This is a genomic window from Mesorhizobium sp. WSM4836 (assembly GCF_055811815.1).
The window spans coordinates 102,231-126,422 of the sequence record NZ_JBVVQF010000008.1; the positions used below are offsets into that span (position 1 = coordinate 102,231).

The following is a 24,192-nucleotide window of genomic DNA, read 5'->3' on the forward strand; positions in this document are numbered from 1 at the left end:
CCGCTACTCCGCGAGTTGCATGCCGGCCATGCTGCCGTCGGCAATGCGGAACATGTGGTCGGCTGACCAGTGCGGCGCGGGCGATGCCTGCCGGGAAACGGTTCGCGTCCAGCCTGCATCTCGGGTCACCTGGCAAGCGTGGCGTCAGCTTGTTGCCGACGATCCCCGCAACCGCCGGCGGCTTGTCGAAAGTTCTCGTAAGGCTTGTTATCGCGTCAGCAAAAATGACAATTCGTGGCCCGCAGGAGAAACATGGAACAGGGTGTAACCCTGGCCCTTTATCGCTTCCACTGTTCGGTAGGTTTGCTCCACCGGAGTGCGATGCCACCAGTGGTGAAACTCGACGAGAATCTGTCTCGGTAAGACATCAGATCCAAGCACCTCTGGAAGGACGTCGTGCTCTGCCCCCTCAATGTCGAGTTTCAGCACATCGATAGTTGCCAGTCCGAGCATATCCAGGATAGTAGAGTAACGGCTCACGTTGCAGACAATGCTCTTGCCTGTAACCAACTTCGTGGAAAAATTGCTGCGTGTATCATCTTCGGACACAGCAAACGTTTGCTCCCCGTCGAAATTAGATATTCCCAAGGGGTAGATCCGCACAGTGGGGGGTAATTCCTGAGCGGCAATCCAGTCAAGACTGGCCGGAGTCGGATCAAACCCAAAGACCTTTGCACCGAATGCTTTGCTGATTTCCAGATCAAATGAAATGTCGTCCCCTAAGCCAAAGGAGAGAACAATAGGGGAGGGGGCACCTAGAAGAGGCTCGACCGCAACCACCCAACCTCCATATGCGGAGCCGAGTTTTTGTGTAGGAATAGAGCATTCGGGCCGGAGAAAATGATCGTATCCTAAGGCCGCTCTTACAACTCGCTTACAATACCGGAGCCGATCTGGATTGTACATCAATAGTGCCTTTGGCTTATTCCTAGTAGCTGTTCCGCTTGACTGCGCCGTCGTCACTTTGTCCGTCGTCCTCACTGTGTCCAAAATAGACAGCAGCGCCAGATGCGTTCAGTCTGGCCTAACACGGAGCGGCTATCGCCCTGTGAGTTTTACATCGATCCCCACCCGCGACCAGAGTGTCATTGTGGCAGGCGCTCCAACAAAAGGAGGTAATCCCGTCGCTCGGCGTTCTAACAGATGCTGCGGGAGCGTCGCCTTGGGCTCGGCCAATGTCTTCGCCCTACCGCATAGGAAGTAGCCGCCCCGCTGCGAGCGCCGGCTCACGAGTCCTTCCGCCGATGCCCTCGTCCGTGGGCCGTGCCGGCGGCTGCGGAGCCAAGGAAGTGGCGATCCTGTTCGTTGCGGAGCTGAACGCAGGAAGGGCGGGCAGTTCGAATCGGCTTGGCGCTTGCAACGAAATTGACCGTGGGTTCGCCGAGCAGAGAGATCGGCCTTGTTGAACACCGCGGCGCGCGCAATGTGTTGGATACCTCAAAATGGCAGAGGTGGTAGTGCCAGTGAAAGCCGTAGAGGGGCCTTATCCGGCTTGCCGGATGCTTGATCCGCTTCATTGAGGTAATCCGCCGCTGTTGCGAACACCTTTGATTGTTGTTGTCTGGCCAAGATGACGCTTCAGCCCGGCGATGCACGCACGATAAATTCGAGGTCGTCGTGTCGCTGGCCGGCTTCACACCAGTTCCTACTGAAGAAGCCCTTTGGCAAGTTCGCGCAAGTCCTGGAACGCAACAACAAGGTATGAGGCCAGAAAGCTGCACAGATAGAAGCTTGGTGTGGCGCCGCGCTCCCACCGGAGAACCAGGGCGCCGAGTTCAAGGCTTGGGTGCGTTTGTGCTAGCGATACCAGGGTCGCGGCCAAGGCGAGGCTACCCAGAGCATTGGTCGGATAATGCAGCCCCAAGTAGACTCGCGCAAGCTCTACCACCAAGGTGCAGGCCAGGGCGAGGAGTCCGAGTTCGAAGCGAACGAGAAGAATGGCGATCGCTAGACCCGCGAACAGAACCGCTCGCTCGCTGGGGAACCCGGGGGTGCCGGCGGAGGGCGCTGAGCGCAGAACGGCAGCGTCGCCCAGAACGTCCGGGATATGAAGCCCAAGTGCGGAGTCAAAAATCGGCTTTGGCGGCGTCGGCAGAGTGCTCTGCAGGAAATGCGCGATGAGCGCCGCCAGGACAGCTGCGCAGACGCCGCTCACCAGCCTTGCCCTCGATTCCGGCCCGTCATGGGCGAACCAGCAATACCAAAGCAAGGACACAGCTATGGCGCCCTCGGTTGTCGGGTGGACGGCACCGAAAGCGAGCCGGCTGGCGAAGGGCTGATTGCTCGCTACGGTGTTGACGGCCTTTGCGAGGGGCCTGTCGATCCAATCCGGGTTAAGGGCCAGGAAAGTCGCCCCCACAAAGAGGAGGCAAAGCGCGGCGGCATGCGTCAGGCAATGGAAATCGGATAACGTTCGCGCCATCGGTTGGGCCATCTCAACTCTCGGGTTCGGTCGGCGGAACAACCGGAGTCCCGCTAACTAGGCGGTCGCAGAAACCTCGTAGCGCAGGGAGGCTACAGAGCGGCCGAAGAAGGCAAGATCCTGCTCCCGGCGCAGTGCGTCGCAAAGCCGCCCGACCGGAGGCTCGATGTCGTCATACCCGAGCACCTCGTCCCGCCTCACGTCGCGCAGCAGCCGGCTTCCCTCGGCGAGCCCGATCGGCACAAGCCGCTCTGCGTGCACCGTCGGCGCGTTTTCGCAGAGCCCGTAGGTCATGTAATGTCCAAGGCCATCGAGGATCTCTCCGGCACTAAGGTCCCGCTTGGCGGCGGCCACCACATCAACGGTCGGCGCGCCCAGGGGCGCAATCGCGGCATCGCGGAATATTGCGGCCCTCGCCACCGTGGAGGGCACCTCGAAATGACACAGATGATAGGGCCAATAGAAACAGTAGAGCGGTCCGGGGCCCATCTTGTAGAGTGAGAGATAGTGCTTCTCTACAGCATCCTCTGTGGTGCCAAGAACGAAGATGCCGGGGTTGGGCATGGCTCCGACACAATAATCGACTATCCCCGGCCCCTCGAGGAACTGATTGAGCGGATACCAGCCGACCGCCCCCTGGATCGGGGTACCAGGCTCGACCACAGGCCCGTACATGCCGCGCTTCGCCACCCGCATGCCTGTGGCGTTGGCTACGATGGCGTTCTCGAACGAGATCTTCGTGCCGTCCGCGAAGGAGGTAACCATTGGGGCCTTCATCCCCCACTTTTTGGCAAAACCCTCCTGCGTCGTCGGATTTCGGTAGGGATCGTGCAGGCCCTTGATGTTCCCGCAAAGCACCGGACGTATGCCCAGGCCCCTGACCCAACGGTAGAGGTTCATCATAACACCGGGCTGATCCCCCTCCACATTAGTGAGGACCACTCCTGCCCGGTCGGCATACACTTTCAGGATCGGCCCGATCGTGCCGTCGAGTTCGGCATTCATCAGGGCGACGTGCTTGCCGTGCCGGATCGCACGCATTGTGACGTGGGCAGCGAACTCGATCGCGCCTGTCGCCTCGATGATGATGTCGATGCCGTCGGCCTCGCAAATGTGCATCGGGTCCGCCGTGAAAGCACGGCGACCTCGCGCCACGAGATCCTCAAGCGCTTTGGTGCTGGTAGCCTCCGTCACATCGTCTTCGCCTGCGGCGGCATAGGCATCTCGCGCCTTTTCCACGTGCCTGTTGGAAATTGCCACGAGCTCCATGCCTGGGACATATCGCAGCATCTGCAGCGCGATGCCTTGGGCCATGAAGCCGGCCCCCACCATACCCACGCGAATTGGACGCCCCTCAGCCTGGAGCCTCTCCAATTCCCTGTCGACGATGAACATTTGCGTTTCCCCTGTGCTGCTCCCAGGTCGGGACGGCGAAAGGTCAGCGGTCATAATCCGGCCAGCTTCGGTCCTTGTCAGAAATCTGCGCCGGCGCATCCACCGGCCACTTCACGGCGAAGGCAGGATCGTTCCAGCGAACACCGCGCTCGGCTGCCGGTGTGTAGAATTCGGAGACGAGATATGTCGCCTCGGAGTCGTCCTCCATGGTGAGAAAGGCGTTCGCGCAGCCCTCCGGTATCACCAGCATCCGTTGGTTCGCCGCGGAAAGCTCCACAGTGAGGTGCTGCCTATAGGTGGGCGATTGCGGCCGCAGGTCGATCAGCACGTCGTACAGGCTGCCCCGGATGCAGCGAAGCATCTTGTCCTCGCCATGGGGAGCCAGCTGGTAATGGAAGCCGCGCAGTGTGTGCTTGTGCCTGTTGTATGAAATATTCATCTGCACGACACGATCCGGAAGCCCCTGCTCGGCAAACTCCCGCGAACACCAGCCGCGTGCGAAAGAGCCCCGCTCGTCTTCGAATTTCTGCAGTTCCACCAGGGTGGCGCCGGGAATATCGGTCTTTGTGAAAAGCATCGTAGATCCATTGGTCAAATGAGTGTCACGTCGGGTTGCATCTCCGACGATCTCTCCTCAGGGCGGCTCGCGCCGGCGGTCCTCTTGTGCGATCGAAGGACGGCATCAGACTTACGCCGGATGCAAGAGGCGCGAGCCGTGGACTTCATAGCCGATGGGCACATAGGCTAGGTGTGAGAGTGCGCGCCGTACACTTTCCCGGCGTTCCGGCTTGACCGCGAACATAAGGAATCCGCCGCCGCCGGCGCCACACAGCTTGCCGCCTTCCGCACCTGCGTCCCTGGCGAGGTCGTAGTGGCCATTGATCTCCGCGTTGCTCACGCGGGACGCCAAACTCCGCTTCATCTCCCACCCTGCGTGAAGGGCGGCACCGAAGCGTTCTATGTCGATAACGGGCTCCGAAAAGATCTCCTGAAGCATGAAGGCATCGTCCCGCATCCGCCTGAGCGTATCGAGATTGCTTGACGTTTTCGCCTTCTGCTCTGCCAGCACGGAACTGGCGGGTCGCTGATGCGATGTCCAGAACATCATCAGGTTGCTGAAGAGATGTTCGACGGCGCCATTGCGCACCCGTTGCGGCTCGACCGTTACCGCGCCGCCCGGCTGGAAGCGGAACAGGTTCATGCCCCCGAACGCGGCCGCATACTGGTCCTGCTTGCCAATCGGCTCCTTGAGGATGTCCATCTCGACGTGACATGCCTCTTCGGCCAATTGGCCAGGGGTGACACGTTCTCCCCGGAATGCATGCAGGGCGTTGAGCAGTCCCACCGTGAACGAGCTGGACCCCCCCATGCCCGTCGAGGCCGGCATGTCTCCGACCGTTGAGATGTAAATCGGCGGTTCGATCTCCAGGAAACGCAGGCATTCGCGAGCGATGTTGTTCTTGATCTCACCTATGGTGTTTACCTGCTCCGTCTGTGAATAGTTCAAGCGGATGGGTTCATTAAAGATCACGCTGTGACGCTTGACGGTGACATATATGTACTTGTCCACTGCCGCGCTGAAGACCGCGCCGCAATCGAGATTGTAGAAATCGGGCAGATCCGTACCGCCGCCAGCAAAACTGACGCGCAAAGGAGTGCGCGTCAGGACGAGAGACGGTAAACGCTGTGCAGCGCGATCTATGATGGTCGGAAGGTCCAGTCCTGAGCGGCGCTCCGCGACTTTGGTCCCGTCTAGCTGTTCCATATTTTGCCCTCGAAAATCGACGGAATGAAAATTAGGCAACACGCGGCTGCGCGGTTCGCCAGCGCAGCCGATCATCGAGCATCCCCGCCTTGAGCAAATGATCGAGCCAGCGCAGCCGCGTGAAGCGCTTGTCGGTAAAGTCTTCAAATCCAAGTGCGATCGAGCGGAACGCCTCGTAAAGGTCCTGCGCTCCCATTCGCGCCGTCCACTGAAACTCGAAATCCGGGAAAGTCCGTGAGAACTTGCTGAAGTCCGCCTTGTAGGTCCTTTGATCCGCGCCCGGCTTCGGTGTCATCGTGAGCTGCGCGCCGGGGACGGCCTCAACGGCGATCTCCGCTATCTCGCGCACCTGAAGATTGAGGCTTTCAACACCCATGTTGAACGCCTCATTGTGGATGTCCTGTAGCGGCGCTTCCAGCATCAATTTGAAATAGCGCGCGACATCCTGGACATGAACCACGGGCCGCCATGGCGTGCCATCGCTATGGACTTCGACGCGTCCAGTGGTGAAGGCGCTGCCCATGAAATTGTTCAGCACGGTGTCGAAGCGCATTCGCGGCGACAGACCATAGACGGTGCCGTTGCGGCAATAGACGGGCGAGAACCCGTCGTCCGCCAGCGCGCGCAGCGCTTCTTCGGCAACAACCTTCGATCTTGCGTATTCTGTTTGCGGCGCCAGCGGGGCGGTCTCGTCGACGACGGCGGCTTCCGACATGCCATACATGATGCAAGAGGACGAAAATAGGAACCGCCTAATGCCGGCCGCCTTGGCCATCGTGGCCAGACGAACTGTCCCTTCCGCATTGATCTGCCTCGTCCAATCCGCGTTGAGATTTCCGATCGGGTCGTTCGAGAGTGCCGCCAGATGGATCACCGCGTCAAAGCCCTGCAGATCCGGGAGTTCGATCGCGCGCAGATCCTTTGTGATCTCGGGCACACTGGCATTGTCGGCTCCCAGGGTGCACGCACGAAAATATCCCATGTCCAACCCCACCACCTCATAGCCCGCCGCCTGCAACACGGGCACCATGACAGAACCGAGATATCCATTGTGTCCGGTGACGAGAACGCGTGTTGGTTCATTCATGTCTGCCCCGCTCCGCTTTCGAAAGGAGTTGACGGGTGAGGTCCAGAAGCGAGCATTGCTCGCTTACTTGCGCGTATAGGCAGTCCGCGGCTTCGGCCGCTTCACGGTCACGATCATCGTCGCCGACAAAGAGTGTGCGTGTGAGGTCGAGATCAAAGTCGCGCTGTGCCTGATACAGCATACCGGGTTTGGGCTTGCGGCAGTCGCAGCCGTCGTCCCAGCCGTGTGGGCAGTGGTAGATCTCCGCGATCTTGCCGCCGACGGCTTCGCACTCGGCGCACATGCGCTGGTGAAGCGCCTCGAGATCAGCGGCGGTCATCGCTCCGCGCGCTATCCCTGCCTGGTTGGAGATGATGATTATGCGGTAGGCGGCCTCGTTCAGAAGGGCCAACGCCTGCTTTGCACCCGGAACCCACTCCCACTGGTCCCATGAACACACATATTGAGCCCGTGGCGGTCTGCAGTTGAGTACGCCGTCCCTGTCTACGAGCATGGTTTTTTCGCGGCTCATGAAGCGCTCCGTCGCGGGTAGACGCTCGATCGAGCCCACGCTGTAATAGCGGTGATCGCTCAAGAAGCCGGCGAGGCGACGCTGCGTCGCGAGCGGCGTGTAGATGGCCTCCTCGAAGAGGGTGTCCTCGTCGGGCAGGAGTTCGAGAGCGAGATCGGTCAGTATGGCATAGCTGATCTCTACTCCCTGCACCCCGGGCGTGGTGCGGAGCCGGTCGAAGACGGTCACGTTGTCGTTCGCATCAAGGATCACGCTGCCGCGTGAATAGCCGTCCTTGTTGCTGTAGATCGTGATCATTCCTGGCTTGCCGGCCGCACAGAAGCGTTGCCACAGCCGCTCCATGCGCATCGGCCAGTAATTGTCGCAATACAGCAGCAGGAAGCACGGATCTATGAGGTGACGGGCATTGGATACCCGACTGCTGGTGAGGTCGTCGGGACGGGTGACGGCATATTCGATACTGAGTCCGAACCTGCTGCCGTCGCCGAAATGGTCCATCACCACATGGGGCAAATACCCGAGTAGAAGAAGTACCCTTTCGAACCCCTCCTGCCGCAGCTGTTCGATCTGGTATTCCAAAAAAGGGCGGCCGAGCACCGGCACCATTGGTTTCGGGCGATCGAGTGTGATCGGCCGCATGCGCGTGCCACGCCCGCCGGCCAGGATGACCGCCTGCCGCGGCCGGCTGTAGGCGCGGCCTTCGACATCTGCCTTTTGCAGGCAGGGAGAGCTCGGCAGGACAATATTCATTGACCGCGCTCCGGTCGGTCGGCGATGAGGTATCGCGTGATGGCATGACAGATCGCAGCATGGACGTCCTCGACGAGTTCGTAGGTGCCTTTTTCGGACCGCACCCATATTGGCTGATCGACGAGCTCTTTAAGTGTGCCGCCGTCAAAACCCACAATGCCGATGGTGGCGACCTTCCTTTCGCGAGCGAGTTCGACTGCCCGCACGAGATTAAGCGAGTTCCCACTGGCTGAAATCACTATGAGCACGTCACCCGGCTTGGCGAAGTTCTCCATCTGGCCGGCAAAGATACGCTCGTAGCCTTCGTCATTGCCGAGCGCCGTCATCCAGGAGACGTTGTCTGTCAGGCCTATGACCCGGATTGGCTGCCTTCCCGAGCGTTTCGTGGCCTTACCGAGGTCATTGACCCAGTGGGAGGCGGTCGCTGCGCTGCCGCCATTGCCCGCGACGAAGACTGTGCCGCCCGCATCGCGTACGGCGCGCAGCAACTGTATCGCCTCCTGCACGGCGTCCGTATCGATCTGCGCCAATGCGATGCAAAGCGATGCCAGATAATCCTGCGTAAATTGTTTAGGCTGCAACCAGAGGGCATCATCCCGCGAACATTTGCGACATGCCACCACTCCCTGATCGATCGCGAGCTCTGTCATGCCACCCTCGATTGCTGCATTGGTGAGCGATCATCACAGCGTGCGAGCACTTCGAGTTCAATTGCTATTTCGAACGGGAAGCTGGCGGGGCGGCGCTCATCGGAAGTACTTAAAAGGAATATCCCTTGTTCTCTCCGTTGCGGCCGACAGGTCGGCAGGTGGGTGTCGCCCGACAACAATGCCAAGGCCGAGCGCGTCATGCGAACGTTGAAGGAAGAGGAAGCCGACGGCCTCGCCTATCGCGACATCGGCGATGCAAGGAACAGGATCGGCGAATTCATCGACGCCGTGTATAACAAGCAGCGCCTACATTCCGCGATCGATTATCCATCGCCGGATATATTGCGGCGGGAAGCCCGTGCGGCAATCTCAGAAGCGGAGAACTGTTACTGATCTCTGTCTCACCCGAGGGGTGCACTTCAATAGGTAACAGTTTCCCCCTATGATGCGGTCGCAGCGCCAAGCGGTCGGGTTGGCGCGGCGCTGCGGCGAACCCAGCTTCATGCGCCTGGTATTGTTGATGCCAAGTGGCCCGTCCACGCTGTGTTCGGCGCCTCGGCTTCCGGCCACGGTCCGTTGCCATAGGCCCGCAGCCGTGCCCGCTTGCGGACGCTGACAAGGCCATGCCGCGCAAGGATCGCCCGAGCCGTCGAGGCCGATGGCCAGGCCAACTCGGGAGCGATGCGCTTCAGCCGTGCTACGATCTCCTTCGGTCCCACAGCGGATGCGTCTCCTTGGCCGCAACGATCTGTTCCACCAGATCCAAAGCCGTCGCCCGGCCATGATTGAGCGGCGCCCGCGGGGCAGATCATGCGAACCTTCTGGGCCGAGCGCACGATAGCGACGAAGCCATTTGTAGCCGGTCTTGCGCGATATGCCGTAGGCCGCACAAAGCCCGCTCATCGTCTCCTCGCCCGCCAGGCAATCCACAACCAACCGAAGCCGCTCGTCCATGATGCCAGTGTCTTGCCAAACCATCGCCGGTCCTCCCGGCGGACAAGAAAACTGTCAACCATGCAACCGGTCCATTCTGTCACCTATCTCTCCGGTTCGGACAGGATATTCCTTTTAAGTACCTCCGATGAGCGCCGCCCGCCAGTGTCCCGTTCGGAATAGCAATTGAACTCGAAGTGCTCGCACGCTGTGATGATGGCTCACCATTGCAGCAATCGAGGGTGGCATGACAGAGCTCGCGATCGATCAGGGAGTGGTGCGCGAGCAAGTGCTTGGGGTACCCGTGCACGCCCTGGGCTCGGCGCAGGCAGTCAACTGCGTCTTCGACTGGGCCTTACGGCGGGAGAGCCGAACGGTTTTCCTGTGCAATGTCCACAGTGTCGTCACCGCCCGCCGCAATCGCGCCCATGCCGAAGCGATGGGTAGCGCCGACCTTGTCGCGCCGGATGGAGCGCCGGTGGCCTGGATGCTGAGACGGCAGGGGCACGCGGATCAGCCGCGCATCGCCGGACCGGACCTGATGTGGATTTGTTGCCGGAGGGCATCGGAACTGGGCTCGGCAATGTTCCTCTACGGCGGCAGCCCGGGCACCCTCCAGCGTCTCGAACAGCGCATTCGAACCGAGTTTGCCAGCATAAAAATCGTGGGCTCTTACTCCCCTCCGCTCCGCCCTCTGTCGGCCGAGGAGGATGAGGCAGTGGTCAGAATGATCAATCAGTCCGGTGCGAGGATCATGTGGGTGGGGCTCGGCTGTCCCAAGCAGGAAAGCTGGATGCAGTCGCATCGCGGCCGGGTCAATGCGGTCATGTTGGGGGTAGGAGCAGCTTTTGATTTCCACGCCGGAGACCTCAAGCGGGCGCCGCAATGGATGCAGAAAAGCGGGCTGGAATGGCTGCACCGGCTCTTCCAGGATCCCCGCCGCCTGGCGAGCAGGTATCTCGTGACGAACAGCTTGTTCATGCTGGCTTTGCTGCAGACATCACTGCTTCCCAGGCGCGGACTTCGTGACGGTTAGAGGGAGGCGGAACCAGTGAACACACTTGGACCGCCGTACTGCCCATCTGCGCCAACTCCTTCACGGCCAGCCGTTCTTTGGCGCTGCCGCTGGGAGGCGGCGCTGCCATATCTGGACTGTGTGGTTTGCATTGCCTCGACAGGCACCTGACTGGAGGCTACCATGACTCTGAGCAAACAGGCCGCCAGTCTGGCTGTCCTGCATGTCACCGACGTCCTGCAGCCGCTGATCATCTTGCCCTATGCCGGGCGTGTCCTCGGACCCATGAGTTTCGGGCAGTACGCGTATGCGCTCGCCATCGGACAACTCGCTGCCTCCATCGTGGCCTATGGATTTCATTGGACCGCGCAGCGCAGGGTTGCTTCCCTTCGATACGAGCCGGCGGCGATCGCATCGCTCGTCGCTCAGGTCATGGCCACCAAGGCAGTGCTGTTCGTTGCCGTATGCCTGGTTGGCCTTGTGCTGGCCGGCGACGTCCTGGCGCTCAGTAGGCCGACATTCCTGTGCGCGATGCTCTCGGCCGCCGGCGGCATTATTTTTCCGGCCTGGCTCTTCGTCGGCCTGGAACGCGCCTGGCAGGCGACCGTCGCGGTGGTTGTTGCTCGCGTTCTGGCGCTCGTCTGTTTCGTCGCCATGGTCGCATCACCTGACCAGGTCGCGCTCGCCGTTGCCATCCAGAGCGCTGTTCCCGTCCTCAGTGGCGTCATCTGCTTACCTTTCATCCTTCCGATTGGGTTCGGCGGCTTCAGGTCCGTGACGCTTTCGACGATTGGAATGCAGCTGCGCAATGGCTGGAGGGGATGCCTCTTCTTAGCCGTGGAGACTGCCCTCGTAACCCTCCCTGTCGCCCTTGTCGGGCATTTCGAAGGTTATGTCGCAGCCGGACAATATTCTGTCGCCGAAAAATTCCTATTAGCCGCGCGGATATTTTTCAAGTTGCTTATGGATACATTCCTACCGAGGGTTTCATACTACGCTCATTTCGACCCTGCTGCCGGGATACGACTGATAAGGAGATCATTATTCACCGTAGCAGGCGGAACGGCGATGAGTGTTGGAATGTTCTTTGTTGCTCCATATATAATATTGATTCTCTTCGGAGATGAATTTTCAGGGGCGATACCTATCGTGCGCGCAATGGCCATTATACCATTGCTAATGAACATAAATACATTCACATCAAATATATTCATGTTTAGCTACGGATATGAAAATGAATGGGCCGCTCTTAACGCATCCGGTCTACTAGTATTCCTGGTGGCCGCATATTTTTTGTCTTTCGTCATGCCGGAGCAAGCCATCGTTTACGCCTTGGTGGCGAAGGAAGTCGTCGTGCTCGTGGTTTCAGCCGGCTTCTTTCTGATTGGCGGAGCGGCCGTCCTTCGCACGGCGGCGGCTTGCGACGCAGGCCGGGTGCGAGGATATCCCCCGGCCTGCCAATCCGCGCCGTTGGAGCACGAGGCCGATCAGTTCCGGTCGTAGGAGAGTCTGCATGTTCGCCACCGATCAATTTGTCGTTCAGCCATCCGGGCCGCCTCACCAGCCGATCCCACCCAAGGATCGCGACGAGCTGACCGCGAAAGACATCTTGAGATTTGTTCGACGCAGTTGGCGCCTTTGCCTCCTCTGGATGGTTGTGAGCCTTGGTGTCGGCGGCGCATATACAGTCCTTTCGCCTGGATACTACACCGCCTATGCAACGATCCTCCTTTCATCTCCGCCCGCTCCGCAACCGGGCGAAGCTCAGGCGGATGAGCGGGTCTATGTAGAGAGCCAGATACAGGTCATTCAGTCGGACGAGGTCGTCGGACGCGTTGTTGACCACACTGGCTTAGCGGAAGACGAAGAGTTTGTGACGGATGACAGCTTGCGCACCCGGATCTCCAGCTATGTGCGGGGCCAATTGGCGTCTCTCTTCGGCACCGAACTGCCGACGGCGGAGCCAAATATTAGGCATGAGGCGATGGACCTTGTGAGGCGCGCATTTTCCGTTCTTCAGATGGGTTCCTCCACCGCCGTCGAGATCGGGGTCACCTCTTCCGATCCTCAGTTCTCGGCCATGCTCGCGAACGCGATCGCCGACGGTTACATCGGAAATCAACGCGAACGCCGGCAGGCGGCTCGCGCGGAAGAAACATCTGATCTGAACAAGCGGCTGGTTGAACTTCGGGAAAAGGCGTTTGTGACCGAACCGCCGACGAAACTTCCATCGGACCCTAAATCTGCGGAGAGGGCAAGAGTCCTTATCCGCGAGCAGCAGAGTGCGGCCGAGGTTTATCGCTCGCTTTACAATACCCTTCTGCAGCGGACCCACTCCGATTTTAGCCCCTCGTCGCTGATCCCGAGCGCAAGGGTCATCACGGCCGCGGAACCGCCTCGCCAACGCAGTTGGCCGCCAACGGTCCTGATGGTAGCGCTCTCCGTTATGGCCGGTGGGGTTGCCGGCGTTGGTCACGCATTGATCAGGCAAGTAATGAACCACCGCCTGATAACGGTCGAGGATGTGCACAGGTCGACCGGCCTTGATCGGATTGTAGGGATCCGCAGAATTCCCCGTCGCAGGTGGAATGTTGTGGGGCCATGCGAGCAGTGTTTGCAGCGCGTCTACTCAAAGGGCGCTCCCGAGCTTTACAGCTCGCTGAGCAAGATTGCCAGCCGTATGCGCGGAGTTCAGGGCCACCAAGGCGGATTTGTAATCGGCGTTGCTTCACCCCTCGCCAAGTCCGGAAGCTCCACGGTGGCGGCTCATCTCGCAAGGGTCATTGCCGCGACCGGGCAAAAGACACTGCTCGTTGATGCCAATTGGCAAAAGCCATCAATGGACAAGCCAATGCTGAACGCGGAGCCAGGTCGCAAGCTCGCCAGAGCGTTTGCCACCATTCCCGCGGATCAGGAAGGGCTGGAAGTTCTGGTTCTCAGGCCCACGGGGTCAGTCCCCGAGTTGAATGCCTCGCTCTCCATCTCCGCTGCACTCCAGCATCTGCAGCAAGAATACAGTTGTATAGTGGTTGATTTTCACAGCACCGACCACACCGCTGATCTGGAAGCGGCCATGGGCGTCATCAGCGAGGTCCTCCTGGTGCTGCAGGCACGCCGCACTTTCGCGGATCACCTCGAGGGAATCCTGCGCATCATCCCTGCAGAGAAACTCTCGGCAGTAATTTTGACCAGGATGAACCGTGCGGCTTTCAGTCCTAACCGCGAATACAGGCCATGACCTCGCCAGCGACATTGTCACGCAGGAAGGGTTCAAAGCCGGTCGACCTCGTTTGCAGCCATTCCCCTGACGTGCTCGACTACACCCTCTTTCTCTCCGGCATTTGGCTGGCCTGCGCCCTCGCAATATCCCTGCGCCTGCTTGGCCTTTTCTTCATAGTGGTCCCGGTCGGTGTCTGTCTGGCCTATGCCTTGCTGCGGCAGACGGTGCCGCCTCGTCTGCTCGCGGTCTACACCGCCTTCTGCCTCTTCATTGCCCTGCTGTCCAGATACAGGCTGATGCCGGATTCCTGGCAGGTTCACTTCCTTCAAGAAGCAGTCACAAGGCAAATTGTCCCGATTGTAGGATTCTTCGCCGTCGCATGGGCGTCCAAGGCTTATTTCCGCCGCAGGCTGATGAGCGGCAATGCCTTTTTTGGTGCACCCGTTTTCCTGTTCCTGTCTCTCGTTGTCGCGCCGGCGGTGATGTTTCAGCAGGACGTGCAATATCCGCGCGCATCTGGGCAAGCCGCGATAGTGATTCTTTATGGTGCGCTGATCAACAACATGGTCATTGCCGTGTTTTTCATTGCAGGCGGTATTTTTCTGACGAACGACTGGCGCCGATACGGCGGCATTTTGCTCCTTTTGGGAATAGCCCTCGCCAGCCCCTTGGCTCAGTTCAAGGTGCTTGCGGTCACGATGATCGTCATTCTAATTGGCGTGCCCGGCCGGTTGATGGCCGCAGCTTTGGCGACCGCACTGACTTCGGCTTATGCCCTCGGGCTCAACTTCATACCTCATACCTTTGCTCTGGACCCGAACTCCGGGATCCGACTCGCGTTCATTTCGGACACACTCGTATCCGTTGCGGATACATACGGGTTTGGCATCGGATTTGGGAAGGAATCTGTCCGATGGCGATACGAGTTTCCCGGATTCGAGGATATTACCTTTCTTCCCGACACCCATAATATTACGCATGCCAGAATGCTTGAGATACTCTCGACAGGAATTCACAATTCGTTCTTTCAAGCCATATTGCGGACGGGGATCATTGGTTTCATTTTGATCGTGTCTGCCATTTTGGTGGCCTTCCCGCCAAATCGATTGCCACGCGGTGTTCGCAATCATGCGTCCACGGTCTTCATGACGATTTTCCTCGCCATGTTCGTCAATCCGGCCCTGGAGAGCCCTCTACAGATTGTGGGAATTGCTTTCTCATACGGCTATTTGATTGCGCTTCGCGCCAGCGTTCCGGCCTTGGCCGTGGAACTTCCTCCAGTTGAACCGGATCGAACGCAGCATGGCGCTTGTTCATACATTGGAACGAACATGGATGCGGCCCACCCGACATAGGCGGGCTATCAGTCTCGGTAGAAAGGGATCGCGTTATAGGATTTTGGCGCAGCTGGAGCAGGAGAGCCGTCCACTGATGTGCCTGCTCATGCGGCGCCGCCGTGCCGGTTCCATGAGGAGTGCCTCGAAAGAGCCAGCGAACAGCCATTTTGCCTCGGCCTCGGCCATGCCTCCTCTGGTAGCATAGGGCCGTCCATTGCGCAGGTTCGCCCGCGCCGGAGAAACCCGTGCTACGTCGCCCGTAGAGATACGGGGGCAACCCCGTTAGGTGACCCATGAAGCTGTTGACATTCGTGTTGTCGGCGCTGTCGATGACCATGGCTTCGACCCGCCTCGCTTCGTTCGCTGGCGCTGTCGCTCTGATTCCGACAGCGGCACTTGCCGGCTACACGCTACAGCCCGGAGATACGCTGGAGATATGGGTCCCCGGTATTCCGGATTTCAGGCAGCGATTGCTGATCGGAGTGGACGGCGAGGTGAATTTGGCGCTGGTTGGAGCGGTTCAAGTCAGTGGCCTTTCCATTCAACGAGCGCAGGAACTAATCGCTGGCAGTCTCGCCAGCAAACAGTATCGGTGGGGGGCCGCGGACGGCCGTGAAATCACCCAGTTGATCCAGACCGACCAGGTCTTCGTTTCGGTTGCCGAATACCGGCCCATCTATGTTTATGGTGATGTGGCCAAGCCTGGAGAGTACATCTTCCGGCCGGGTACGACCGTCCGACAGGCTGTGGCGGTTGCCGGTGGCTACAGCGATACCCAGGTTCGGATCGCCAATCCGCTCATGGAAGCGGCCGATTTCGGTTCCGAGTACAAAGCCCTATGGGCGCAATTTGCAACGGAACAGGCTCGCATTTGGCGCCTTCGCACCGAACTCGGCGAACAAGTCGAATATGTCGAGAACGGGCAGGTGCCTGAGGCGCTTGCCGAACGATTGAAGCAAACGGCAACGGCGCATATCGAAGCTCGTCTGTCAGACAGTGAAAAGGACAAGGAGCTTCTGCGACGTGCTGTGAAGGACACCAGCCTGCAGCTGGGCCTCCTGTCTGAAAAGAAGAAGAAGGACGAAGAGGGAAGCCAGGCCGACACCGAAGATTACGAGAGCGTCAGGACGCTGTTTCAGAAGGGCCTGGCGCCGACCACGCGCCTATCTGAAGCCCGTCGAGCGGTGCTTATGTCCTCAACCCAACTGCTCGACACGATCGTCCAGGCATCGAACATCGAGCGCCAGCGCGGCGAATATGTCAGACAGTTGAACAAGATCGACAGTGAACGACAAATCGCGGCCTTGGGAGAGCTACAGGAGGCCTATATGAATCTGGCCCAGATATCGGCGCGTCTTGAGGGTACTGCGCAGAAGCTGGCGCTTACGGGTCAAGGGCAATCCACCTTGCTGCCAGCCGCGGGTCGGCCCGAGATCTCAGTCCATAGGAAGCGAGAGCAGGGCGCCGAGACGCTCCCCGCCAGCGAAGATCTCGGGCTTGCGCCCGGCGACGTTGTGGAGGTCGTTTTGCCAAAGGCCGACTTTTCCGGAGCCGTCGCGTCGTCGCCCCGGCCGTCCGGGGTGCCGAATTGAGATTCGGACGGGGCGGGACTGCAATGCGCGTCTTAATGGTTCATAATTTCTACCAGATAAGAGCCGGAGAGGACAGCGTGGTTCGGGAGGAGCTCGCGTGCCTCAAGCAGAACGGAATCGACGTCGAGCTGTTCTCCGCCACAAATGACGATATCGTGCGCATCGCGCGGAGGATTTCTACCGCCCTGGGGGTTATCTACAACCCTCATTCCCGGCGGGCCCTGTCCCGAAAATTGGCGGAATTTTCACCGGATATCGTCCATATCCACAATTTCTTTCCTCTCCTGAGCCCCTCCATCCTGGATGCGTGCCGCGAGGCCGGCGTGCCATCAGTAATGACCTTGCACAATTTCAGGATTCTCTGTCCCAGCGCCTTGCTTTATCCCGATGAGAGGCTTCGGGAGCGAAGTCTGCGCCACGCCTGCTGGTGGACTGTTCCGAAGAAGGTCTACAGGAATTCCCTGGCGGGCACGCTCGCCCTTGCCGCAATGGTCGAGTTTCACAAGAGAGCCGGCACCTGGTCCCGCAAGGTCGACCGCTTCATTGCCCTTACCGACTGGGCCAGGCGCAAGCTTGTGGAAGGCGGCCTGCCGGCCGAACGTATTGTCGTCAAGCCGAATGCGGTTGCCAGGCCGCCGACCTTCGGTGACCTTCGTCGCAACGGAGGGCTGTTCGTCGGACGACTGGATGAACACCACAAGGGAGTGGCCACGCTGCTCGAGGCGTGGAAGGAGATCGACTATCCGCTGCGGATTATCGGCGACGGGCCGTTAGCTCCGCTCGTCGAGCAATCTGCGGGCGGGCGCGTGGAATATCTCGGGCGTCAGTCACGCGAGACGGTGCTGAAGGAGATGCAGGCTGCAGCATTCCTGCTCTTTCCGTCGAAAGGGTATGAATTGTTTCCCATGACCGTCATTGAGGCCTTCGCAAGCCGGCTGCCGGTCATCTGCTCGGAGCTGCCGTGGATCAAAGGGGTCGTGGAGCCAGACGTCACCGGCCTTGTCGTTCCTGTCGGCAATGCCGGCGCGTTGGCCGATCAGGTGCGCTGGGCGCTTTCAAACCGATCTGCCTTGGAGGAAGTGGCAGGCCGGGCCTATGCCGCCTATCAGGAGCAGTACACGCCCAAAGCAAACTTCAATCGGTTGATGGCCATCTATGAACCCCTGGTCAGGCGCCCTATCCGGGCTGCGGCCGCCCGCAGGCACCTATTTGTGAGGGTTTGAATGCGCATTGTCTTGACCCGGCGCGAACCTTTGGATTCGCCTGATGGTGTGAGCATCTTCATTGTGGCACTTGCCCAGGCGTTGCTCGAACTGGGCCACCAAGTGCAGATCGTGGTCGGCACCTTCGAAAGCCGCGCAAAATTCCAGCGACTTCTTTCGCCTCGCCTCGAGTTGCCGATAATCGGATTGAGCCGCACGCCGTTGGCCGGACCGGCCTCAGTCGCGGCATGGCTGCGGGCGATCGGTATCATCGATCGGTTCCGGCCGGACCTTGTGCTCCACAGCGAGGCGATGCCGCTACCGCTGCCTGGCACGATCGTCCAGATCGTTCACGATCTCGAGAGGCGGAAAGGGGCGCTCGCGCCAGCATGGCGAGCCATTCGACGCTCCAGCATGCGGCGCTGCCATTACGTCGTCGCCTCAACGACCGAGCTTCAGGAGGAACTGGTGCGAGATCTTGGGCTGCCAAGCGACCAAATCCTGAAAATTCCCAAATGCATTGATCGCCAGTCATATGCGTCTCGTGGGATGTCAGACCGCGAGCGGGCAATCCTCCATGCCGGCACCTCGCCCTACAAAGTGCCGGAGGCGACGATCCGGGCATTCGGCGCCCTCAACGATGCATCCGTAACGCTATACGTGACGGGTGACATCACAGGCCCGGTGCGAGAGGCGGTCGATGCTCTTCCTGAACCGATAAGGGAGCACGTTGTCCTTCTCGGCATGGCAGAGGGAGCACGCGTTCGCGAGCTACACAGCCGCGTTCGCGTCGCCGCTTTCCCCACGCGTTATACGGTTCCTGTCGCCTCAGCAACGGTGATGGAGGCGATCGCCAGCGGCACACCCGTCGTCGGGACCTCAAGGCTCAGCCGGGATCTCCTCGCGGATGGCGTGAATGGGGCAGTTGTCGAACCACAGCCCGAGGTGATGGCCGCAACACTAAAGGCGGTGCTGGACGATGATGACCTTTGGTCGCGCTTGTCGGCAGGTGCCCGCCAGTGGGTGGGACGGTTCGATGCACAGGGAGTCGCAAAGCAATATCTCGAGCTTGCGGATCTCTACGGACATGGGAGATGACAAATGGACTGCCGAGCCGCGGCAGCATTCAGGGCTCGCAGATTCTCGGCGGCTTCGTCGGGCACCTTGGACCCTCTCTGAAAGCTTCTTACGATTGGGGAATGCGATGATCATCGGCTACTGTCGTATCAACACCTTCGAACCCGCTGCCAGACTGGAGGCGCAAAAGCTTTATCTTGCCCGCTTGGGAGCCGAGAACTACTTCTGCGAGAAGACTAGCATATTCGGCTCGACGCCGGAGCTGGAGAGGGCGATCGAATGTGCCAGGAAAGGAGACGTGATTGCGGTCACGAAGCCGTACCGTCTTGCGCGCACAACCCGCGAAGTGCTGGCGCTCATCGAAAGGCTTGGCAGCAGGGATGTCGGTCTTCGCATCGTCGACACACCTATCGATACGAGCACGACGACGGGACGCATGATTCTTGCATCAGCGCCTCTCTGGACGCTTGGGATGTCGCCGTCGCGGTCAATGCTGTCAGACCTGCTGCTCTTTTGGCGTCGTCGTCGGTAACTCGGATTCGACGCACCAGCGCACTCTCTGCTCACTGCCAGTTGAAGGCGAGCCGTAATGCCGGTCTGGGATCAAATGGCTTGCGCTCGATGGACCAACCGGCATGGACGGCCGCCCTTTGCCAGATGATGTTGCGGGGATTGGCGAGCGCGTAGACGCAGCAGTCCCTAACACTGTGCTTTTCAGCGCCTTCTGATATCCGGGTATGGAACGACAGGCCGTTGGATGTCGGGGCGTCCCTGCCGTCCCGTGGCTCATTGTAGGTGTCCCGGGTGCGGCAGCGGTTGAACGCGCAACCGCCACTGCCGACCTTACCCTGGGGAACAGCCGAGAAGGCGCCGTTGCCCTGTTGAACGGCATCGACGTCATCGACCCGACAATTGAAGCTCCCCTCCAGCATGACGCCAACGCCTGTGGGGCTGTTGTTGTAGAAGACGAGTCCACGTCGAATTGTACAGCGGTCCGAGTGAAAGGCGGAAATGTTGTCCTCGGTCCAGGAGGTGGGACCGTTCTCGGCCGAGAATTCTTCCAGGCTCGTATCCGGCGATTGGTGGAACTGCACATTCTGTCCACGGGGGAACGGCCCGCGCGCGTCGTGGAGTTCGAGGAAGCTCATCTGGGTGCCTGGACAGTCGAAGATATAGATGTTGGAGGAGCCGCGGGACGCCTTGACACGGATGATGATCGCATCGGGGCAGCTTTCCAGCTCTATGTTGTTGCGGTTCTGGCTTGGTCCGGTCCCCGAGGGGGGAACGCCGACATGATCGATCTCGAGATCCTGCAAGCGTATTCCGGCGGCTCCGCGGGCGTATATCCCGCTGCCCATGGCATGACGAATGCGGCAGCTGCGGACGATGACGCCCTGATGGAGTGCTGTGATCCCGTTGCCATAGGGGGCGTAAATGTCAAGATTTTCAATGATCTGCCCATCCGCGCGCGTGTGCACGGGTCCGCTTGGACGCGGAAGGGAGACGGCACCCCCGAACCAATTATCGCCCGATCGCCCCTGAGCCAGAGCCACCGCTGCACTAACGGCACCCGAGGCAGGCAGCGCTAGCAGCCCGGCAAGCACACGGCGCCGATTAAGGCGCCGGGGTTCAAGAGACTGCCGGCCGCGCAACATGAAATCTACCAGCCCGCCCAGTTCGGGTGCCAAACGTCGACTCGGCTTGTCTGAAGACGTCGAGGTGGCCAACGCGATGCAGATAAAACCTACCTCTCGGCAAGTCGGCTTCTTCGGTCAGGTTGTCGTCAGGCATCTCCATTTTCTCCCTATGCGCCAGCGGCGCAGGTTCCTGAAGAATGCACATCGGCGGCAGGCTTATGCACGCACAGCACTCCGCACACCATCTCTCCATTCTGCCCGCCGCGAAAGCCCTTCATAAGGCTTAACTCCGATGGGCAAAGTGCCATCGGCCAGATTCCCTGCCATTCTCTGAAGCTGGTAATAAGCGGAGCGCGAAGCGATGTCGGTTGAGGCGGACGTCTTTGACTATGTGATCGTCGGAGCCGGGGCGGGAGGTTGCGTCTTGGCCAATCGTCTGGCGGCTGACGGGACCAATATGGTCTGCCTGCTCGAGGCGGGCCCGGCCGACAGCAGCATCCTTCTCCACATTCCGGCGGGACTCTACAAGACATCCTCGAATCCGAAATATGCCTGGCAGTTCGACACGGAGCCTAGTCCGGGGACGGCCAACCGTTCTATTCCGATGTCGCAGGGCAAGACACTAGGCGGTTCGACCGCAATTAACGGGATGAACTACAACCGCGGTGCGGCTGCGGACTTCGACGAGTGGGCCCACCAGGGCAATCGAGGCTGGGGCTACGCCGAAGTGCTGTCCTATTTCAAGAGAACCGAGCGGAGGCTTGGGGCATGCGATCCCTTCTACCGCGGGACGGACGGACTGCTTCCAGTGACAGATTGCGATTGGCGACATCCACTATGTGATGCATTCATCGAGGCCGCGGTCAATGCCGGCATCCCGCGTAATCCCGACTACAATGCAGCAAGCCAGGCCGGTGTCGGCTACTATCAGCGCTATATCGAGAACGGATGGCGCGTGAGCGCAGCGCGGGCTTTCCTACGGCCGATCGCCAGAAAGAAGAACTTGGACGTCCGCACGAACGCACAGGCCACTGCCGTCCTGTTCGAGGGAAAGCGTGCCATCGGCGTTCGATATGGACGAGGAGGGCGGGGTCATCCCACGAGCTGTGTGAAGGCCCGTCGAGAGGTGATCCTCTCCGCTGGCGCGGCGAACTCACCAAAGCTGCTGCAGCTGTCAGGCGTGGGTGCTGCGAGTATGCTCTCCGGCCTTGGAATTCCGGTTGTGCACGAATTGGCCGGTGTCGGTGCAAATGTTCAGGACCACTACATAGTCCACCTGATCGCCCGGGTGGAGGGCATCGAAACGGTCAGCGGGCACGGCTTCGCCCTCCTGCGCGAGGCAGCGAAATGGATGCTGGGCCGCCCGAACTTTCTCGCGGTCAGCCCGTCGCTCGTCTACGGGTTCGCGAACTCGCGGGATGTTCACTCCACCCCCGATATCCAGCTTGACCTTGCCCTGGGCAATTATGCCGATCACGGCGGCGCGCGGCGGTTGCCGGTCATCAAGCTTGGCTATTATCAGTTGCGGCCGAAGAGTATCGGACACGTTCGGGCGGTCTCGGCAGATCCCTCTCAAGCTCCGCTGATCCAGCCCAACTATCTCGCCGATGATCAGGACCGACAGGTCGTTATCAACGGCATGAAGACTGTGCAACAGCTGTTTCGGGCCCCCGAGCTCAGGCGCTACAACTGCACGGAAGAGCTTCCCGGCCCGAAAATAACGGACGACGCCGACCGGCTGCAGTTTGCCCGCGAAACCGGGCTGACAGCCTATCATTTGTGCGGATCGTGCCGGATGGGCCCATCCACTAGTGTTGAATCTGTCGTGGACGACCAGTTGCGGGTCCACGGCCTCCAGGGCCTGCGGGTCGTTGATGCTTCCATCATGCCCTCCGTTCCCTCGGCCAACACTTCGGCCGCTGTCTTTATGATCGCGGAAAAGGCAGCAGACATGATCCTGGGTCGGCAACCCGTCCCGGCACTGGAGCACTATGCGCCTGCGGCGGCCGAATAGTTGAACGTCGAATGACAAGTGCCGGGAGAATTCCTTGAAGAGACGTACACTGGTTGCCTCTGAATTCAATGCGAAGGACCGGGCTCACTTTGCGTCGGCGTACGAGTTTTGCCGCATCGTTGCGGAATGCGAGGACGCCGATCTGATCGCCCCTGGCATCGACAACTACCTGACGAGACGCTTTCACGCCATCTTGCCAAAGCACGACCCTCACAACGTCCAGCGTGACTTCAATAGACTGACAAACGCGTTTCGCAAAGGGCTGGGGTTAATGAATGCGCCTAGCATTGAACATGTTCGGCTCACGCAAGATTATGACCTTTTCTTCTTCGTCGCCTGGAGTCCGCAAAGCCTTGTAGAATTGTCTCGGATCCACGACTGGCGCCGCCGATGCAAGGTTGCTGTCGCGTATCTGTTCGAGCTCTGGTCGAGCACTCTCGAAGAGGACCGCCGATATCTGAAGCTCCTGGACCAGTTCGATCACGTGTTCCTGTTGCACAGCGCGTGCATACCGCGCCTGCCTCAATACACCCGCACGCCCTGTTCCTTTCTTGCGACGGCTGTCGACGGCCTCATTGCAACGCCGTATCTATCGCCGGTCAAACGCGTGATCGACGTATACTCGATCGGCAACCGAGCCGCGAAGATACACGCACAGCTTCTGAAGCTGGCCGAAGAGCGGGACCTGTTCTATCTCTACGACACGCTCGCAAGCACAGATTCCCGGGTGAGGGCTTGGCATGAGCATCGTTTGCTGCTCGCCAATATCATCAGGCGCACACGCTATTTCATGGCTTTCAGTCCAGCGACGCTTGCAAACTCCAAGGCCGTCACGGTTGCCGGCGAGCAGGTGCTGCCTGCCCGTCTTTTCGAAGGGGCCGCGGGGGGCGCCGTCATGCTTGGGACCGCGCCGCAATGCGCCGAATTCGGCGCGCACTTCGACTGGCCAGACGCCGTGATCGAGGTATCACCGGACTCGAGCCATATCGCAGACGTAATTGGCGAACTCGACGCAAACCCCCGCCGTACGGAATTGTTGCGCAGGACAAGTACGATCCGTTGCCTGGAGATGCACGATTGGGTCTACCGTTGGGATCACATCCTAGCCACGATCGGCATGGAGCCGCTCCCGCGCCTCCACGTTCGCAAGCTCCAGCTGCGACGGATCGCCGCCGATGCTATGGCGCTCGCCTAGGCGATCAGGCCCGAAAATGAGACCCGGTTTCGGGTTCGGCGCTCAGCGGTGCCCAAACAAAGAGAAAGGGCGGCAGTTCGAACCGGTCGCTTCCGTCGGAGCGTCCGCCGCTCCAGGCCTGCACGCGAGAGCATATCATTTCGAGGTACTCGAAAGGCTAACAGGCGCCGGAACCGGGCAAGGAAGGTCAGTGTGTCCGCCGGCTCTACCCTTTGGGGTTAGAGCTTATGCCGAATTGGATTCGCGCAGTGTCGCTGCCATTCTCTGGCCATTCCCCCTGCTACCGCAGCCACCGCAATCGAACTTCGCGTGAAGGGGCAATGATCGCAGGCGACGGGTGCCACGTCACTCTGGGCACTCCGGTGGTTTTCAGCAGAGGAGGGGGTCGTC

20 protein-coding genes and 1 pseudogene are annotated in these 24,192 nt (G+C 59.9%); 11 read left to right on the forward strand and 10 right to left on the reverse strand.

Going from position 1 to position 24,192, the window contains the following annotated elements; translation table 11 throughout:
- Window positions 1-207 precede the first annotated feature (207 nt).
- The 8 genes from AC0L2P_RS12310 to AC0L2P_RS12345 form a co-directional block, all read right to left on the reverse strand.
- Window positions 208-906, reverse strand: coding sequence for an FkbM family methyltransferase (locus AC0L2P_RS12310; protein ID WP_473501479.1), 699 nt, complete (start codon window positions 904-906; stop codon window positions 208-210).
- Between the two features lie 739 nt (window positions 907-1,645).
- Entirely contained in the window at window positions 1,646-2,434 is a 789-nt protein-coding gene (locus AC0L2P_RS12315; protein WP_473501481.1) for a phosphatase PAP2 family protein, read from the reverse strand.
- A 45-nt stretch (window positions 2,435-2,479) separates the two neighbouring features.
- The gene (locus AC0L2P_RS12320; protein WP_473501483.1) at window positions 2,480-3,817 is read right to left on the reverse strand and encodes an NAD(P)H-dependent oxidoreductase; all 1,338 of its coding nucleotides are present in this window, start codon (window positions 3,815-3,817) and stop codon (window positions 2,480-2,482) included.
- Between the two features lie 43 nt (window positions 3,818-3,860).
- Window positions 3,861-4,394, reverse strand: coding sequence for a dTDP-4-dehydrorhamnose 3,5-epimerase (gene rfbC, locus AC0L2P_RS12325; protein ID WP_473501484.1), 534 nt, complete (start codon window positions 4,392-4,394; stop codon window positions 3,861-3,863).
- 111 nt (window positions 4,395-4,505) lie between these two features.
- Window positions 4,506-5,657, reverse strand: a complete 1,152-nt coding sequence (locus AC0L2P_RS12330) for a GHMP family kinase ATP-binding protein (RefSeq protein ID WP_473501485.1) — start codon at window positions 5,655-5,657, stop codon at window positions 4,506-4,508.
- Window positions 5,614-6,669, reverse strand: a complete 1,056-nt coding sequence (locus tag AC0L2P_RS12335; protein ID WP_473501487.1) for an NAD-dependent epimerase/dehydratase family protein — start codon at window positions 6,667-6,669, stop codon at window positions 5,614-5,616. The genes AC0L2P_RS12330 and AC0L2P_RS12335 overlap by 44 nt, the downstream gene beginning before the upstream one ends.
- Window positions 6,662-7,930, reverse strand: a complete 1,269-nt coding sequence (locus tag AC0L2P_RS12340; RefSeq protein ID WP_473501488.1) for an HAD-IIIA family hydrolase — start codon at window positions 7,928-7,930, stop codon at window positions 6,662-6,664. The genes AC0L2P_RS12335 and AC0L2P_RS12340 overlap by 8 nt, the downstream gene beginning before the upstream one ends.
- Window positions 7,927-8,580 (reverse strand): SIS domain-containing protein, encoded by a 654-nt coding sequence (locus AC0L2P_RS12345; RefSeq protein ID WP_473501489.1) that lies wholly within the window; start codon window positions 8,578-8,580, stop codon window positions 7,927-7,929. The genes AC0L2P_RS12340 and AC0L2P_RS12345 overlap by 4 nt, the downstream gene beginning before the upstream one ends.
- Before the next feature lie 162 nt (window positions 8,581-8,742).
- On the opposite strand from AC0L2P_RS12345, the gene AC0L2P_RS12350 reads away from it, so the two are divergent.
- Window positions 8,743-8,973, forward strand: coding sequence for an integrase core domain-containing protein (locus AC0L2P_RS12350; RefSeq protein ID WP_473501490.1), 231 nt, complete (start codon window positions 8,743-8,745; stop codon window positions 8,971-8,973).
- Window positions 8,974-9,110: 137 nt separating this feature from the next.
- Here AC0L2P_RS12350 and AC0L2P_RS12355 read toward each other — a convergent pair.
- Window positions 9,111-9,558 (reverse strand): annotated as a pseudogene (locus tag AC0L2P_RS12355) (helix-turn-helix domain-containing protein); the annotation flags it as partial.
- 202 nt (window positions 9,559-9,760) lie between these two features.
- On the opposite strand from AC0L2P_RS12355, the gene AC0L2P_RS12360 reads away from it, so the two are divergent.
- From AC0L2P_RS12360 to AC0L2P_RS12395, 8 genes are all read left to right on the forward strand, one after another.
- A complete protein-coding gene (locus AC0L2P_RS12360) occupies window positions 9,761-10,549 on the forward strand; it encodes a WecB/TagA/CpsF family glycosyltransferase (protein ID WP_473501491.1) in 789 nt (262 codons plus the stop codon).
- Window positions 10,550-10,711: 162 nt separating this feature from the next.
- On the forward strand, window positions 10,712-12,031 hold the full coding sequence (locus AC0L2P_RS12365; RefSeq protein ID WP_473501492.1) for an oligosaccharide flippase family protein: 1,320 nt from the start codon (window positions 10,712-10,714) through the stop codon (window positions 12,029-12,031).
- Between the two features lie 10 nt (window positions 12,032-12,041).
- A complete protein-coding gene (locus AC0L2P_RS12370; RefSeq protein ID WP_473501493.1) occupies window positions 12,042-13,766 on the forward strand; it encodes a GumC family protein in 1,725 nt (574 codons plus the stop codon).
- Window positions 13,763-15,103, forward strand: a complete 1,341-nt coding sequence (locus AC0L2P_RS12375; RefSeq protein WP_473501494.1) for a hypothetical protein — start codon at window positions 13,763-13,765, stop codon at window positions 15,101-15,103. The genes AC0L2P_RS12370 and AC0L2P_RS12375 overlap by 4 nt, the downstream gene beginning before the upstream one ends.
- A 275-nt stretch (window positions 15,104-15,378) precedes the next feature.
- Complete coding sequence (locus AC0L2P_RS12380) at window positions 15,379-16,677, forward strand: polysaccharide biosynthesis/export family protein (RefSeq protein ID WP_473501495.1); 1,299 nt, start codon at window positions 15,379-15,381, stop codon at window positions 16,675-16,677.
- Window positions 16,678-16,700: 23 nt separating this feature from the next.
- Window positions 16,701-17,900: a glycosyltransferase family 4 protein gene (locus AC0L2P_RS12385; protein ID WP_473501497.1), complete on the forward strand. Its 1,200-nt coding sequence runs from the start codon at window positions 16,701-16,703 to the stop codon at window positions 17,898-17,900.
- Window positions 17,901-18,977 (forward strand): glycosyltransferase family 4 protein, encoded by a 1,077-nt coding sequence (locus AC0L2P_RS12390; RefSeq protein ID WP_473501498.1) that lies wholly within the window; start codon window positions 17,901-17,903, stop codon window positions 18,975-18,977. It begins immediately after the preceding gene.
- A 106-nt stretch (window positions 18,978-19,083) separates the two neighbouring features.
- Window positions 19,084-19,488 (forward strand): recombinase family protein, encoded by a 405-nt coding sequence (locus AC0L2P_RS12395; RefSeq protein ID WP_473501499.1) that lies wholly within the window; start codon window positions 19,084-19,086, stop codon window positions 19,486-19,488.
- A 31-nt stretch (window positions 19,489-19,519) separates the two neighbouring features.
- Here the strand turns inward: AC0L2P_RS12395 and AC0L2P_RS12400 are convergent, their stop codons facing one another.
- Window positions 19,520-20,611 (reverse strand): hypothetical protein, encoded by a 1,092-nt coding sequence (locus AC0L2P_RS12400; protein ID WP_473501500.1) that lies wholly within the window; start codon window positions 20,609-20,611, stop codon window positions 19,520-19,522.
- Window positions 20,612-20,954: 343 nt separating this feature from the next.
- Between AC0L2P_RS12400 and AC0L2P_RS12405 the strand changes: the two genes are divergently transcribed.
- Entirely contained in the window at window positions 20,955-22,607 is a 1,653-nt protein-coding gene (locus AC0L2P_RS12405) for a GMC family oxidoreductase (RefSeq protein ID WP_473501502.1), read from the forward strand.
- Between the two features lie 34 nt (window positions 22,608-22,641).
- On the forward strand, window positions 22,642-23,802 hold the full coding sequence (locus AC0L2P_RS12410; protein WP_473501503.1) for a glycosyltransferase: 1,161 nt from the start codon (window positions 22,642-22,644) through the stop codon (window positions 23,800-23,802).
- The last annotated feature ends 390 nt before the right edge of the window (window positions 23,803-24,192 follow it).